Origin of the sequence: Asticcacaulis sp. (assembly GCF_051954415.1) — a bacterium.
Classification (GTDB): domain Bacteria; phylum Pseudomonadota; class Alphaproteobacteria; order Caulobacterales; family Caulobacteraceae; genus Asticcacaulis.
Genome location: NZ_JBQCHT010000012.1, coordinates 1 through 15857, shown reverse-complemented (window position 1 = coordinate 15857; position 15857 = coordinate 1). Strand labels below are relative to the sequence as shown.

12 protein-coding genes are annotated in these 15857 nt (G+C 62.3%); 6 read left to right on the top strand and 6 right to left on the bottom strand.

The window, feature by feature from the left end; genetic code table 11:
• Positions 1–43: 43 nt before the first annotated feature.
• From pepN to greA, 5 genes are all read left to right on the top strand, one after another.
• On the top strand, positions 44–2674 hold the full coding sequence (gene pepN / locus ACTHND_RS03925) for an aminopeptidase N (RefSeq protein ID WP_440176001.1): 2631 nt from the start codon (positions 44–46) through the stop codon (positions 2672–2674).
• A 109-nt stretch (positions 2675–2783) separates the two neighbouring features.
• Positions 2784–3356: a response regulator gene (locus ACTHND_RS03920; protein ID WP_440176000.1), complete on the top strand. Its 573-nt coding sequence runs from the start codon at positions 2784–2786 to the stop codon at positions 3354–3356.
• Between the two features lie 153 nt (positions 3357–3509).
• The gene (locus ACTHND_RS03915; protein WP_440175999.1) at positions 3510–6143 is read left to right on the top strand and encodes a PAS domain-containing sensor histidine kinase; all 2634 of its coding nucleotides are present in this window, start codon (positions 3510–3512) and stop codon (positions 6141–6143) included.
• Positions 6144–6182: 39 nt separating this feature from the next.
• Positions 6183–6569, top strand: a complete 387-nt coding sequence (locus tag ACTHND_RS03910; RefSeq protein WP_440175998.1) for a hypothetical protein — start codon at positions 6183–6185, stop codon at positions 6567–6569.
• 4 nt (positions 6570–6573) lie between these two features.
• Positions 6574–7053, top strand: a complete 480-nt coding sequence (gene greA, locus ACTHND_RS03905) for a transcription elongation factor GreA (protein WP_440175997.1) — start codon at positions 6574–6576, stop codon at positions 7051–7053.
• A 5-nt stretch (positions 7054–7058) separates the two neighbouring features.
• Here greA and ACTHND_RS03900 read toward each other — a convergent pair whose 3' ends face one another.
• From ACTHND_RS03900 to ACTHND_RS03885, 4 genes are all read right to left on the bottom strand, one after another.
• A complete protein-coding gene (locus ACTHND_RS03900; RefSeq protein WP_440175996.1) occupies positions 7059–7583 on the bottom strand; it encodes a periplasmic heavy metal sensor in 525 nt (174 codons plus the stop codon).
• Between the two features lie 2 nt (positions 7584–7585).
• Complete coding sequence (locus tag ACTHND_RS03895; protein WP_440175994.1) at positions 7586–8041, bottom strand: hypothetical protein; 456 nt, start codon at positions 8039–8041, stop codon at positions 7586–7588.
• A complete protein-coding gene (locus tag ACTHND_RS03890) occupies positions 8038–8727 on the bottom strand; it encodes an RNA polymerase sigma factor (protein WP_440175993.1) in 690 nt (229 codons plus the stop codon). Before ACTHND_RS03890 ends, ACTHND_RS03895 begins: the two co-directional genes overlap by 4 nt.
• A 94-nt stretch (positions 8728–8821) precedes the next feature.
• Positions 8822–11773, bottom strand: coding sequence for a bifunctional [glutamine synthetase] adenylyltransferase/[glutamine synthetase]-adenylyl-L-tyrosine phosphorylase (locus ACTHND_RS03885; protein ID WP_440175992.1), 2952 nt, complete (start codon positions 11771–11773; stop codon positions 8822–8824).
• A gap of 424 nt (positions 11774–12197) precedes the next feature.
• On the opposite strand from ACTHND_RS03885, the gene ACTHND_RS03880 reads away from it, so the two are divergent.
• Entirely contained in the window at positions 12198–13052 is an 855-nt protein-coding gene (locus tag ACTHND_RS03880) for a PhzF family phenazine biosynthesis protein (protein WP_440175991.1), read from the top strand.
• Positions 13053–13282: 230 nt separating this feature from the next.
• Here ACTHND_RS03880 and ACTHND_RS03875 read toward each other — a convergent pair whose 3' ends face one another.
• Entirely contained in the window at positions 13283–14800 is a 1518-nt protein-coding gene (locus ACTHND_RS03875) for a sensor histidine kinase (protein ID WP_440175990.1), read from the bottom strand.
• Positions 14801–14959: 159 nt separating this feature from the next.
• A complete protein-coding gene (locus ACTHND_RS03870) occupies positions 14960–15631 on the bottom strand; it encodes a response regulator transcription factor (RefSeq protein WP_440175988.1) in 672 nt (223 codons plus the stop codon).
• Positions 15632–15857: the final 226 nt, after the last annotated feature.

Here is a 15857-nt window from a genome sequence, read left to right as displayed (position 1 = left end):
AGAGTCCCATGTGGACTGAGACTTCAAGCGAGACAGAACGAATATGCGCACCGATACGCCCCAGCCGATCAAACTCAGCGACTACAAGGCTCCCGATTTCCTGATCCCGGCCACGGAACTGGCGTTCGATCTTGCGCCCGAAGCCACACGCGTCAAGGCCCGCCTGACGATCAAAAGGCAGGGTGCGGCCGATGCCCCCCTGGTCCTGATGGGCGAACGCCTCAAGCTGATCAGCGTGTCTCTGAATGGCCAACCGGTCGACTACACCACCACCGACGAAACCCTGACCATCAACAATATCCCCGACCAGTTCGTGCTCGAAACCGAGGTCGAGATCGATCCGCTGAACAACAAGACACTGGAGGGGCTGTACATGTCCTCCGGCCGCTACTGCACCCAGTGCGAAGCGGAAGGTTTCCGCAAGATCACCTATTATCTCGACCGCCCCGACAGCCTGTCGAAATACCGCGTCCGCATCGAGGCGCCGAAGGCCGGCTTCCCGCACCTGCTTTCTAATGGCAATCTGTTGGAAAAGGGCGACCTGCCAGACAACAAACACTATGCCCTGTGGGAAGACCCGTTCTTCAAGCCATGCTACCTGTTTGCCCTCGTCGCCGGCGAGCTGGACGTGCTGGAAGACTCGACCGTCACCATGTCCGGCCGCACGGTCGAGCTGAAAATCTATGTCGATACCGGGATGCGCGACCGCGCCGCCTATGCCATGGACGCCCTCAAGCGCTCGATGAAATGGGACGAGGAGGTCTATGGCCGCGAATACGATCTCGACCTGTTCATGATCGTCGCCGTGCGCGATTTCAATTTCGGCGCAATGGAAAACAAGGGCCTGAACGTCTTCAACGCCTCGCTGCTGCTGGCCGACCCGACCACCGCCACTGACGCCGATTATGAACGCATCGAAAGCGTTATCGCCCACGAATATTTCCATAACTGGTCGGGCAACCGCGTCACCTGCCGCGACTGGTTCCAGCTCTGCCTCAAGGAAGGCCTGACCGTTTTCCGCGACCAGGGCTTTTCGGCCGACATGCGCGGCCATGCCGTGGCGCGCATCAAGGACGTCAAGGCCCTGCGCGCCCGCCAGTTCCCGGAAGATTCCGGCCCGCTGGCCCACAGCGTGCGGCCGTCGTCCTATGTCAAGATCGATAACTTCTACACCGCCACCATCTATGAAAAGGGTGCGGAAATTGTCGGGATGCTGAAAGCCCTGGCCGGTCCGGCGGTCTATCGCCAGGCGCTCGACCACTATTTCGAGCACAATGACGGCACGGCCGCCACGCTGGAGGACTTCCTCGCCAGCTTCCACGCCGTCACCGCCGATAATGCGCAACTGCGCGCCGACCTCAGCGCCATGATCGACTGGTACACCCAGGCCGGCACGCCGCAGGTCCGCATCTCCCAGCACTATGACGCCGCCGCCAAAACCCTGACCCTGACCTGCCTCCAGGTCACGGCGCCGACCCCCGGCCAGCCGGAAAAGAAGTCCCTGCCCATCCCGATCCGCCTGGCTGTGCTCGATGAAGACGGCGCACCCCAGGCGCCCTTCAACACACCGGACAACGACTCCTGGCTGTTCATCCTGCGCGACGCCCAGGCGGAGATGGTGATCCGCAACATCGAAAAGCCGCCGGTGCTTTCGGCCCTGCGCCATTTCTCGGCGCCCGTCACCCTGCATCTCGACGAGCCGCAATCTCATGCCTTCGCGCGTTTCAAAGGCGACAGCGATCCGTTCAACCGCTGGGAGGCGGCGCAAGGGCTGGCCAAGGCCATCATGCTCGACGAAATCCCCGATGAAGCTCTGGTTGATGCCTTTGCGCAGGGGCTGGAAGCCACCTTGCGCGACGACCGCCTGGATGACGCCTTCAAGGCCCTGATCATGGGCCTGCCCACCGAGGCCGACCTGGCGCAGAGCCAGTCTCCCATCGATCCGGCCTTCCTGCACCATAACCGCAAGCGCTTCAAATCGGCGCTGTCGCTGCGCCTGCATGATACCTTGCGCGACCTGTACAACGCCCTGCCGGTGGCCAATACCTTCAGCCCCGATGCCGCCTCGGCCGGCAACCGCGCGCTGCGCAATGCCCTGCTCGATCTGCTGCTGGCCGGCTTTAACGCGAGCCCGAATCCCGGTGAACTGACCCTCCTGGCCGAAGCCCATTTCAAGGCCGCCACCAACATGACCGATATGATCGGCGGCCTGATCGCGCTTACCCATGTGCAGGGCGCCCCCTATCAGGAGGCGCTCGATGCCTTCTATGCCCGCTTCAGACATGAGCCGCTGGTCATCGACAAATGGTTCTCGCTGCAGGCGGCGGCGCCGCATCCGGACACCCTGGCGCGCGTGCAGGCCCTCAGCCATCACCCCGATTTCGATGCCAGGACACCCAATCGCTGGCGTGCCCTGGTGCAGGGCTTCGCCAATAACCAGAGCGTCTTCCATGCCCCCGATGGCGGCGGCTATGCCTTCCTCGTCGAGCAGATTCTGGCCGTCGACGCCTTCAACCCGATGACGGCGGCGCGTCTGGTCGAACCGCTCAGCCGCTACCGCTTCTACGCGCAGCCCTACAGCGATAATATGCGCCAGGCCCTGCAAATGATTACCGCCGCACCAAAACTGTCGAAAAACGTCCTCGAATTGGCCACCAAGGCGCTGGCCGACTAAAATCAGACTTATAGCTAACGGCTATTAACCACTCTTAAGCATTGCTTACCTAGAATGCGCAAAAGAGACGCGGATGGCGTCGCCTTGCGCATGGTTTTGGGAGAGACGATTGGCGAGCCTCGAACGGGTCCGGTTCCTGGTGGTGGACGATAACGCCCACATGATCAATATCGTCAAAACCCTGCTGCGCGGTTTTGGCGTCACCCAGATATTCGAGGCGCGCGACGCCACCGAAGCCTTTCACCGCCTGAAACACGACGCCATCGATATCTGCATCACCGATTACCAGATGGAGGTGCTGGACGGGGTCGAGTTCGTCAAGCTGGTGCGCAATTCCTCCGACAGCCCGAACCGCTATGTGCCGATTATCATGCTGACGGCCCATTCGGAGCGGTCCAAGGTGATCGCCGCGCGCGACGCCGGCACCAATGAATTCTGCTGCAAGCCGGTGACCGCCATCGAACTGCGCCGCAAGATCGTGGCCATCGTCGATTATCCGCGCCCCTATATCAAGACCGCCACCGGCAACTATTTCGGCCCCGACCGCCGCCGCAAACAGGATCCGAAATACCATGGCGAAGAACGCCGCGAAGGCTGGAGCGAGGATCATCGTCCGCCCACGGGCCGCAAGCGCAGCGCCTCGGCCGGCAGCGGCACCTTTGACGAAGACGAGGCCAGTTAAGCCCCTCAGCCGCTCTGAGAATTATTTAAGTTTATAAAACCTTAAGACTCTCGACAATAGGTTAACGGCGCGTTTACCCTGATCGCATACGCCGAATCAGGGCGCAACCTTATCTGACCGGGCTCATCAGGGCCAAACTGTACAGGACTGCCCGTGGCGGAGACGCATCAAAACCTGCGCACCCGAAGTCTGGCCGGCGGGCGGACAGCGAAGGCAGCGCCCGAAAAGGCGCCGGGCAAGGACGAGGCGAAATCCACTGACGGCCGCTCCCCCTTATCGCGCCTGATCGTCTCTCCCGTATCCCCCACCATGCCGCTGTGGATCCGGATCGGCGCGCTTCTCCTCACGCTCGGCCTCGTCATCTTCATGGCCCTGTCGACCCTGCAACTGGGCAACAGCCTCTCGGCCGGCAAGGATGCCGAGGGCCAGGCCCTGCTGACCGCCACCCGGCTCGATTCCGCCCGCCTCGATGGCCGCCTCGGCACGGCCCGTCTGGCGCTGGAAGCGGCGCAGGCCCAACTGGGCCAGACACCAGACGCACCGCTCACCGCCGCCGAACTGGCCCTGAAGCTGGGCCGCGACACCCTCACCAGCACGGCGCTGGTCAATACCACTGGTGGCGAGGTGGTCGCCCGGTCCGGCAGCGAAGATGTCGACCTGATGATCGAGGCGGCGCAAAAGGCCCATGCCCCCTTCGCCATCGTCACGGCCGGCTCAAAACTCAGCCGCACGGACCACACCTACGCCGTGCTGAAAGGCGCAGGCGGCGCCCCTGACCTGGTGGCGCGGCTCGCAGACGGCCTGCTGCCGGCGCCGGATGGCAAGGGCGGCTTAAGCGCGCTTGTCGGCCCTGACGGACTGATCGTCGCCGCTTCCAGCGATGTCTTCGTCGGCAAGGACCTCAAGACCGCCCTCGCCGTCTCCTACAGCCAGGTGCGGGCGCGGGCCGATTCCGGCCACCTCATCCAGGGCGCCCTGACCGAGGGCGGCTTCGTCAAGATCGCATCGGTGGCGCAGGCGGACCTCAGCACTGCCGACGCCCTGCGCAGCGCCGACACAAGCCCGCTGATCCTGCTCCGTGCCACGCCCACGCCGCGCTTTTTCTCCGCATCGCAAAGCCTGCTGAAAGCCGTGACCTTCGTGGGCGGTCCCTTGCTGATCGGCGCGCTGTTCGGCCTCCTGCTGTTCTTCCAGGCGCGCAAGAACCGCGAGGACGCCCGGCTGTTCCAGGCCAGCGAGCAGCGCTACCGCCTGGCGGTCGAATCGGCGCGCTGCGGCATCTTCGACTGGGATATCGACCAGAACCTGATCTATATGTCCGATGTCACCGGCGTCATGCTCGGCTGGGGCGGCGGCGGCGTCGCCTCCACGAACGAGGTGCTCGAACGCATCGCCCCCGAACAGCGCGCCGACGTCATCCGGGCGTTGGAAACCGCTCGCTCCACCGGCGCGCTCGATGTGTCCTTCCGCGTCCCTTCGGCTACCGGCCAGGCCCTGTGGGTCGATGCCCGCGGCCAGTCGGTCGGCGAACGCACGGCTGGCGGCTTCACGCGGCTATCAGGCGTGGCGCTCGATGTCAGCCAGGAACGCATCGCCCAGATCCGTGCCCAGCGCGCCGAAACCCGCCTGCGCGACGCCATCAATTCGGTGTCGGACGCCTTCGTGCTGTGGGATCGCCACAACCGTCTCCTGATGTGGAACGCGACCTTCGGCGAGACCTTCAATATCGACGCGCGCTTCCTCAAGCCCGGCACGCCGCGCCACCTGATCGACCAGGTGATGCAGATCGCCATCCGCCGCCAGCAGCCAACCCAGGATGCGCGCGAAGGCGTTTTCGAGGCCGAACTGAACAATGGCCGGTGGATTCAGGTATCGGAAAGCCGCACGGCCGAAGGCGGTTATGTCGTCACCGGCGCCGATATCACCGCCGTCAAGGTGCAGGAAGAAAAGAGCCGCGAAAACGAGGAAGCCCTGCAGGGGTTGGTGGAAAAGCTGGAGCAGAGCCGCCAGCAGCAGACGGTCCTGGCGCGCAAGTACGAGATCGCCAAGATCCGCGCCGAGGCCGCCAACCACGCCAAGAGCGAGTTCCTGGCCAATATGTCGCATGAGCTGCGCACGCCGCTCAATGCCATCAACGGCTTCTCGGAAATCATGTCGTCGGAAATGTTCGGCCCGCTCGGACATCCGCGCTACAAGGAATATGCCGTCGATATCCTGGGCTCCGGCCAGCACCTGCTGTCACTGATCAACGACATTCTCGACATGTCCAAGATCGAAGCCGGCAAGCTGAACCTGCGCTTCGAGCCGGTGGCCATAGACGAGGTGGTCGAGGACACCCTGCGCCTGGTGCGGCAAAAGGCGGAACGCGCCGGCCTGAAGCTGCGCGTCCACCTGCCGCAACTGCCGGAAATATCAGCCGATTTCCGCGCCCTGAAGCAGATCCTGCTCAACCTGCTGACCAATTCGGTGAAATTCACCCCGACCGGCGGCACCCTGACCATCTCGGCCATCGCCACTGACACCAATGTCCATATCACGGTGGCCGATACCGGCATCGGCATCGCCCGGAAGGACATGGAACGCCTGGCCAAGCCGTTCGAGCAGATCGAGAACCAGTTCTCCAAGACCCGCGAAGGCACCGGCCTGGGTCTGGCGCTCACCAAGTCGCTCATCGAGATGCACAATGGCCGTTTCGAGGTCGACAGCGTCCTCGGCGAAGGCACGACCTGCACCGTGATCTTGCCGATCGCCCAGACCGCCACGCAAATCGGCGACCAGGCGGCTTAATGACGGTTTGGTTGGGAACCATCCGAAGAGGGACTGTAGATGCCACCGAAAATCATCCTATCGATGATGACCAATATGGTAATCTTCGTGATTATTTCAGCTTTTCACTACTTTGTCGCCGTACACGGTATCTGGATGCTGGTAAGCGGACACGCCTCTCTCCTCGTGGTTTTTGCTTTTGTCTCAATCGCAATGCTTAAATATACAGAAAAGAAGAAGCTGAGGCCTGTTTTCGAATTATCAACGGCTGAAAATGCGGTCATCGGCCTCAGCTTGTTAGCATTTGTGATATTATTTGCGCCGGCAGCATATTCCGATCCCGACCGAACCAGAAGGATAATTCTGCTTTCGGCATTCGAAGTGTTAATGCTTGTATCTGGGGTTTACTACTATTGGCGCTACTTGAATGTAATTAAACGAAATTAGTAACATGAGCGTAGCCTTTACCAGGGACGAAGACCATGAAGCCGCGGCGGCCAACCTGCCCGACCGGCCGGTTTCACCCCACCCCAATCTCGTCACGCCCGAAGGGCTGGCGCAACTGGAAGCCGCCTTCGCCGAAGCCAAGGCCGCCTATACCGCCGCGCAAGCCTCCGGCCTGATCAATGAAGACCGCACCGCCATGGCGCGCGCCACACGCGACCTGCGTTACTATACCGCCCGCCTCGGTTCCGCCCAGCGCATCGATCCGGTCATAGCGCCGGAACGGGTGGTTTTCGGCTGCACGATCACCATCCTGCGGGATAATGACCGGGAACAGACCTTCCGGATCGTGGGAGAAGACGAAGCCGATCCGGCAAAGGGCAGCGTGTCCTGGGTTTCGCCGCTGGCCCGCGCCCTGCTCGGCAAGGAAGTCGGCGACGAGGTCCAGGTCGGCGGCGCCGGCGTGGAGATTATGTCGATACGCTGATCCGCCTATTTCGGTGCGGGCGCATCCACCTTTACCGGCGGCTTGTCGTCCTTGGCGATAAAGCGATCGAAACGGCCGCTGGCGCGCAGCAACGTGGTCAGCATGAAGGTACGTTCGCGCACTGGCAGATCCTTCATGTTGAGGATCAGGGCGTTTTCGATCTTGCCGCGGGCATCGTTTTCAGCGCTGCGGGCCTGTTCCGACAGCATGGCAATCTGCGCCGCGTCATACGGTTCCTGCGATACCAGCACACGCGCCTGGGCCCGCAGGGCCCGCGCCTTGGCCATGTCTGTCTCACCGCTTAATGCCGCGGCCTTGGTCAGCAGGTAGATATGATGTCGCTCCTCGCGCGTCGTGCCGGCGGTGGCATCGCGCCACGCCTTCTGCATGGCCAGCGGGCGCTGGAAATCACGCAGATGGTGCTTGACCACGAAGCCAGCACCCACGGCGGCGCCGATCAGGAAGATATTGATGACCAGCGAGATCGCCAGAATCCATTTCAGGCGCGTGTCCGTCAGCCAGGCATTCATGCTCAGTCTCCCCCGTCGATCATCGCCACCTGCTCCAGCACGCTGGTGACGCGCAGGTCGCTCAGGCCCATCAGGCTGAGATTAACCCCCAGCACAGCACCGGCCAGACAGGCCGCAGCCGCGATGCTCACGCCCCAGATAACAGAGCGCGAAACGGGTGCCGGACGCGGGCGTAACGGAAAGGCAACAACCTTATTCACTGGCGTAAACTCGACCGCGAAACGCTCCATCGCCGCCTCGAACACGGGCTGGTCCGCCTCCACGCGACCGTGTTCGAAGGTACGCAGGGTGTCCATAATATCATCCAGCGCCCGCGCTTCGGCCAGCCAGGCCGCCGCTTCCGCGTGCGCCTCGACACAGGCCAGCGCTGCCTCGCGCTCCGCCTCAGGCCAGTGCGCCGCATGGGCGCCATAGGCATCAATAATCGCTTTCAGTCGTTCCAAACGCATGTCACTCATCTTCTCGCTCCCGTGCTCTTCGGGATTACAGACGTCTCGCTCATCAGGGTGCGCAGAGTACGCCTGGCCCGCGCCAGCAGGCTTTCCAGCGCCTCTATGCTCACCCCCATGACCGCCGCCGCCTCAATATTGGACATCTCCTGGAAATAGTTCAGGGTGATGGCCGTCCGCTGTCTTTCGGGCAGTTGCGCCAGGGCCTTTTGCAGGGCCTGCGCGGTCTGCGCCTGCTCCAGTTGCACCGATGGCCCCGCCGCGTCATCGATAATCTCGACATCGTCGGCATTGACGCTGTCACGGCGACGGCGCAGGCGATCATAACAGAGGTTGAGCGCCACGCGGTGCATCCAGGTGTCGATGCGCGCCTTGCCCGGCACCCAGGTCGCCGCCTGTTTCCAGGTCCGCACCAGGGTTTCCTGCGCCACGTCTTCCGCTTCGGCCGGATCGTTCAGCATCCGCCGGCCCAGCGACAAAAGCCTGGGCAGCTTGCGCGAGACAAGCGCCGACACCGCCGCCATGTCGCCGCGTGCGATCCGCTCCAGCAGAACCTCGTCAGGGTCTGTCGTCACCTGTTTCCCCGGCAGCGTATCGACCTGAGCCGACACAAGATGTATCCGATTCTGTTGCAGATTTTCCTTCACCCCGGCATGACCAAAGTCACGGGGCTTATGAAAGAGGCTCTGCGCCATCAATTACGGTCCTTAACAAGATAAATGAAACCAGAACAGATATCCGCCGTCATCTTGCTCATTACAACGTTGTAATGATAATTATCCGTCGCTTTTAATTCTCGTTGGGCCTAACGATCTTTTCAAAAGCCACCCTGGCGCGCTTGCGGATATCGCGCAGCTTCTTCTCCAGCGTATCGAGCCTGCGGGTATGGACGGCCCTGGCAAGCTTCCTCTGAAAAGCCTCCGGCTCGTTGCGCGGATCGTCCTGAGCGGTAAGAGATACCCGCATGACCTGCGCCAGCGCCTGCTGCACCTTCCAGGCCACGCTGAGTGCCTCGATCTCGGCCGCCGGCGCCAGCCCGGCACGCGACATGGCCGAAAGCGCCGCCAGAGTGCCGACGCGCAAAGGGCCGCCGGCCTCGCCATGGACCAGTTGCAGGTATTGCGCCGCGAACTCGGCATCGACCTGGCCGCCGATCGACAGCTTGAAATCCCAGAACGTCTTGGCCGGACGTTCCTTTTCCATCAGGGCGCGCATGGCCAGCACATCGAGCGCTGTCCGGGCCACCGAGCGCTGGCGGCGCAGGATGGTCTCGACCTTCAGCCGCACCAGATCGGCGAAATCAGCCGAGGTCGACCAGACGATCCGCGCCCGCGTCAGGGCCTGGAATTCCCAGGTATCGGCGTCCTTGTCGTAATAGTTCTCGAAAGCCGCCAGCGACACCGCTACCGGCCCCTTGGCGCCGGTGGGCCGCAGCTTCATGTCGATTTCGTAGAGCGTACCTTCGTGCGTCGGTGCCGAAAGGGCCGAAATCAACCTCTGGGTAAACCGGCCGAACCAGGTTTCCGGCGCCCAGTTCTTGACCGTGGAGGCCGAAGACGGGTCGTCTGGCAGGTAGACCGCCATCAGGTCGAGGTCCGAGGTCGCCGTCATCTCCTGAGACCCGAGCTTGCCGAGCGCCAGGATCGCCACCTGACCGTTCAGCTTTCCGGCCTGACGCACCATGTCTTCCAGCGCCAGCGGCGCCAGATGATGGATGCAGGCGTCCGCCAGGCGGGCATAGGCCGCGCCCGCCGCTTCGGTGCTCAGCCGGCCTGAAAGTATCTGCATCCCGATACGGAACTGCTGTTCGCGGCCGATGCGGCGCAGGGCGTTCATCACCGCTTCGAGGTCAGGCGGCACACGCTCGACCTCGCGCCGCACCAGTTCGTCCAGTTCCTCGCCCAGCGGATCAAAGAAGCCGGCATCGAGCATGGCGTCGAACGAGGTCGGGTGGCGCGCCAGCATCTGGGCCAGGCGCGGCGAGAAGCCCATGATCTCGACAATGGTATGGAACAGCTTCGGATTGGCCAGGAAGAGAGATTGTATCTGCACCCCGGCATTCAACGTCACGAAGAAGGAGGCAAAGCGCGTAAAGGCGATGGAGGGCGTCCCGGTCTCGTTCAGCGCTTCCAGCAGGCGCGGCACAAGGCGGGTGAACAGTTCGCGGCCGCGCTCCGAGCGCGTGGCCGGAATGCGGCCGTGGTGCCAGGAGCGGATGGTGGCCGCCACCTGCTCCGGATGATCGAAGCCCATCCGCGCCAGGGTCTTGATCGTTTCCGGATCGTCGTCCACGCCGGTAAAAACCAGCGAACCGAAGGAGGAGGACAGCGATTCCGCCTCGGAAAACAGTTCGCCATAGTGCGAATTGACCAGGCGCAGGGTGCGCGATACCGCCAGATCAAACCGCGACAGATTGGAGAAGCCGGAAAGCGCCGCGACACGCATCCGGTCGTCGTCATTTTCCGGCAGGTCGTGGGTCTGCTCGTCATGGATCATCTGGACGCGATGTTCCCAGTCGCGCAGGCGGATATAGGCTTGCTTCAGTTCCTTGGCGACGGCCGGCGCCAGATGTCCGGCGCGGCGCAGGGCATCGAGCGCGTCGAGCGTCCGCTTGGAGCGCAGGGAGGGGTCTCGGCCGCCAAGGATCAACTGCTGGGTCTGGGCGAAGAACTCGATTTCGCGGATGCCGCCGGCGCCGAGCTTCAGGTTCGCCCCCGCCGCCTCCAGCCGCTCATCGACCTTGTAGACGTGGATCTGCCGCTTGATCGAATGGACGTCGGCAATGGCGGGATAGTCGAGGCTGCGCCGCCAGATAAAGGGCGACAGGTCGTTCATGAACGCCTTGGCTTCCACCATGTCGCCGGCCACGGCCCGTGCCTTGATGAAGGCGGCGCGCTCCCAATTCTGCCCGACTGACTCATAGTAATGCAGCGCGAAAGGCACGCTGACCACGGTGGGGGTGGATGACGGATCAGGCCGCAGGCGCAGGTCAACGCGGAAGACATAGCCGTCGCCGGTGCGCTCGGAAAGCAGGGTCGAGACGCCGCGCGCCACCCGGTCGGCAAAGGTCTGGGGATCGACCTGGGCATTGACCGGCAGGCGGTCCAGGTCGCAGAAAAAGGTGATGTCGATATCGGAGGAATAGTTCAGTTCGCCGGCGCCGTGCTTGCCCATGGCTAGCACGAAGAGGCCCGGCAGGATGCCGCGCTCTTCGCTTTCGGCGATCCGGCTGTCATCTATCCGGCCCTTGTCGCGCTCCTCACGCACCACCAGGGCCAAGGCGGCCTCGGTCACGGCGTCGGCGAAGCGCGTCAGGGCGGCCGTAACGTGATCAAGCCCCCAGACATCGCCGAGATCGGCCAGGGCGGTCAGCAGGTGTGTATCGGCCTTGAGATGACGCAGGATTTTCTTGGCGGCAGGGATATCGAGCGTCTCGACCGTGGCGGCCTGGTCCTTCAGCGCCTCCGTGGCGAGCAATATGGCTTTGAGGCGGGCTTCCGGCGCCGATATCAGGGTCTCGCGCAGGCGCTGCGGATCGCGGCGCATGATCCCGGCCAGATAGGGCGAGGCCGAGACCACAGGCCGCAGAGCGCTTTCCGCCTGTTGCAGCACGTCGCGCCAGCCTTCCGCCGTGGCCACCTCGTACAGGGTCTCGAAGACATAATCCGCCGCGCCCGCGTTCAGAACCGGCCCGCAGGGGTGCAGGCGGTCGACCAGAGAAGAGAATAAAACATCTGCCATGAGGTAAGCGGTACAGGTCCCTGCGTCTATTGTCCTGCATGTTTAACCCTGAATCGCCGAAACACCAAACTTTCCAAGACCTTTGACCAACATGTTTTTGAGATTGGAGACAATTTAAACCGGCCACATGATTGTTATCGATAAGAAGATCACGGACAGGCACAGAACAAAGACGGAAAGACACGGAAGGTTCACGCGGCAATACCTGCGCGAAGCGCCCTCATATCATCCTGTTTTCACAGATGTCGTTTGCCGCCCTTTGGGCCTCATGATATCCGCGCGCTCATATTTCCGTGTCCTTCCGTCTTTTTCCGTGCCTGTCCGTGATCCACTTCTGATCCGACGCAACCAGGCCATATCCAAGGCTGGCCATCCGCCTCGTCATGCCATATCAATCGCTCACAAATCCTCCGGAGTTCAAACCATGAGAGCCTATAAAGTTGTCGATGCCTTCAGCGATCGGCCGTTTCTCGGCAATCCCGTCGCGGTTATTCTGGACGCGGAGGGTCTGGACACCGCCGCCATGCAGGCCATCGCCCGCTGGACCAACCTCTCGGAAACCACCTTCCTCCTGCCGGCCAGGCACCCCGATGCCGATTACACCTTGCGCATCTTCACGCCCTTGAGCGAACTGCCTTTCGCCGGCCACCCCACGCTCGGCAGTGCCCATGCCATTATCGAGGCTGGTCGTCACACGCCGAAAAACGGCGTCCTGGTGCAGGAATGCGGCGTCGGTCTGATCCGGATCGAGGTGACGGATCGTCTCATCACCCTCGCCCTGCCATCTGCGCGAATAGACACGCTTTCAGACGATGAGGTCGCGGAACTGGAAGCCGTTCTCGGCGCGCCGGTCGTGCGGGAAAGCGCGCCGGCCCTGGTCAATGTCGGCCCGACCTGGATCGTGGCCCAGATGACGGATGCGGCGGCCGTACTCGCTCTCAAACCCGATTTCGCCCGTTCGGCCGTATTCGAGCGCCGACTGAACGCGACCGGCATCACCGTTTTCGGCAGATATCCCGATAGCAGCACGATCGAGGTCCGCTCCTTCGCCCCCTCCGACGGCATAGACGAAGACCCGGTGTGCGGCAGCGGCAATGGCAGCGTGGCCGCCTTCCGGATCGCCCGCGGCCTGATCCCGCCGGTGGCGACCGCCTATGCGGCCACGCAAGGCCGCTGCATTGGCCGCGACGGGCACATACAGATTTCGGTCGATGAGGCTGGCCAGATTTATGTCGGCGGCGCGTGCGTCACCTGCGTGGATGGCTTTTTGGCGTCTTAAGGATAAGGAAGAGGAATCCACAGATAAGCCAGATAAGCACAGATGATTTGAGGCAGATTGAGTTCAGGCGCGCAATGAGACGCTCTCTTATGCGCCTACGGCGCATTCGTGATATAACCGCCAAGGCAGGTCATGTGCACTGACCATCTGAGCTTATCTGGCTTATCTGTGGATTCCTTCCCTTTCTAAAATCTGTGCAATCTGCGCAATCTGTGGATGACCTCTTGAAATTACCCCTGCACCGGCGGCAGAACCAGAGCCGTGCGCAGGCCCGGTCCCTGGCCGTCGAACACGCCCGGTCCTTCGGCCACTTCCAGCCGCCCCTTGTGCGCCACGGCCACGGCTTCGACCATGGAAAGCCCCAGCCCCACGCCCGGCAGCGTCCGTGAATTTTCCAGCCGCACGAAACGCTCGGCGATGCGCCGGCGATCCTTTTCCGGCACGCCCGGACCGGTATCGGTAATCGAGAACTCGATCTCGCGCTGTGAGGTATGCCGCATCCGGAAGGTCACGCCGCCGGGCACCGGCGTATATTTGATGGCGTTATCGAGCAGGTTGGACAGCGCCTGCGCCAGGAAGTCACGGTTGCCATAGGCGCGCACGCCCTTCTCGATCTCGGCCTCGAACTCCAGCCCCTTGTCCGCGGCCACGGCCTCGAACAGTTCGGCCATATCCTCGGCCAGTTCGCTGGCGGAAAACAGCACCTGGTCCGGCGCCTGGCCTTGCGCCTGCAAACGCGACATCGAAAACACCGTCTGGAAGGTGCGCAGCAATTGCCCGGTTTCTTCCAATGCGCCGGCCAGGGCGTCATGGGCCTGGGACGGGTCTTTATCCACTTCCAGCAGCGACACCTCCAGCTTGGTGCGCAGGCGCGACAGCGGCGAGCGCAGATCGTGCGCAATGGCATCGCCAGCATATTTCAGATTGCCCATGGTCTTTTCCATGCGGTCCAGCGTCTGATTGATACGCAAGCTGAGCGCGTCGAACTCATCTCCTGAATCGCGCACTGATATCCGCGCCTTAAGATCACCTTCCTGCACCCGCTCCAGCACGGAGGTCACCCGCGCCACCGAACGCGTGACCTCCTGGTTGATCAGGGTGCCGGCGAAGAGGCCGAGGATCACCACCAGCAGGCCGCCGCCGGCCACCGCCTTGATTTCCTGCTGGAAGCCGTGATCGGCCCACGACATATCCATGGCGACATAGATGTAGAAATTATCATCCAGCCGCACCACGCGCCCCTGGAACCGGCAGCAGTTCGGATCATTGGGCGATGGCGAGGTGAAATTGATCGAGGCCACCGGATTATCGGCGCTGACCTGCTTCAGCCCCTCGCGGATCACCGTATCGGGCAGGCTCTTGCCTTCCATGCGGGCGCGGCCGTTCTGCGCCAGCACCTGGCCCGAATTGTCAAAAGCGCCCTTGGCGAAGACCCATTCGACGGCATCGTCCCCCAGAATCTTCGCCACCACCGCCGCATGACCGTCACGCGCGTCGGTTTCCTTAAGGCTCTTGATACGGGCATCGATCGAGACATTGCCCCAGGCGCGCGATTCCGTCGAGGTGGCGAGGTAGATGTAACCAAAGACCAACGCCGCCACAAAGACATAGACGCACAGGAAAACCAGCGTCAGCCGGAAGGGGGTCTGCCGGAAGAAGTTCGGCCGCAGGATGGCGAGCGCATCCACGCGCCGCCACACGGCGTCGATCATTTGCTTGCGGGTTTCGGACGAAGAGCTGTCAGTCATAATCGATCCTTGTACCTGCCAGGGCAGGCACGATACTCTCCTCCCCATTGCTTTAATGGGGAGGTGTCAGCGCTCAGCCCGCAGGGCTGATGTCGCTGACGGAGGGGCGCCCCTCCGGCGCTGCGCGCCACCTCCCCGCTTCGCAGGAAGGAGAAAAAGCTACGCCTTCAACTGATAACCTTCACCTCTGACCGTATGCAGCATCGGGCGGTCGAAATCCTTGTCCAGCTTGGAGCGCAGGCGCGAGATATGCACGTCAATGACATTGGTCTGCGGGTCGAAATGATAGGCCCAGACCTTTTCCAGCAGCATGGTGCGGGTCACGCTCTGGCCGACATGGCGCATCAGGAATTCCAGCAACTGGAACTCGCGCGGCTGCAGATCGATGATCTTGGTCTGACGCTTCACCACGCGTGAAATCAGGTTCATCTCCAGGTCACCAACACGCAGGATAGTCTCGACCTGGTCTTTGTCCTTGCGGCGGCCCAGCGCCTCAACGCGCGCCACCAGTTCGGTCAGGGCATAGGGCTTGACGAGATAATCATCGGCGCCGGCACGCAGGCCCGACACGCGGTCTTCCAGTTCGCCGAGCGCCGAGAGGAACAGCACCGGCACGTCAACACCATCGGCCCGCAGGGTTTGCAGCATGGTCACCCCATCCATCACCGGCATCATGCGGTCTAGGATGATGACATCGGGCACCTCGGCCTTGATGGCGTCCAGGCCTTGCGCGCCGTCACCGGCCAGGCGGGCCTCGATGCCGGCCTCCTTCAGGCCCTTCTGCATGTTTTGCGCAGCTTCAACATCATCTTCGACAATCAGGACGTTCATTATCGGCTCTCGCTTATTCAGATACGAAAAAGGGTCATAACATGCGTTACGACCCTTTTCCTCTTAAAAATTGGCAATTAAGTGCCTGAAATCTCCTCCCTAGCGAAGCTGGGGAGGTGGCATTTGCGCAGTAAATGACGGAGGGGCGCCCCGCCGGCGCTGCGCGCCACCACCCCCATGTCATGGGGAGGCGAAAAATAACATATTCGCGGCATAGTCCGTGAGC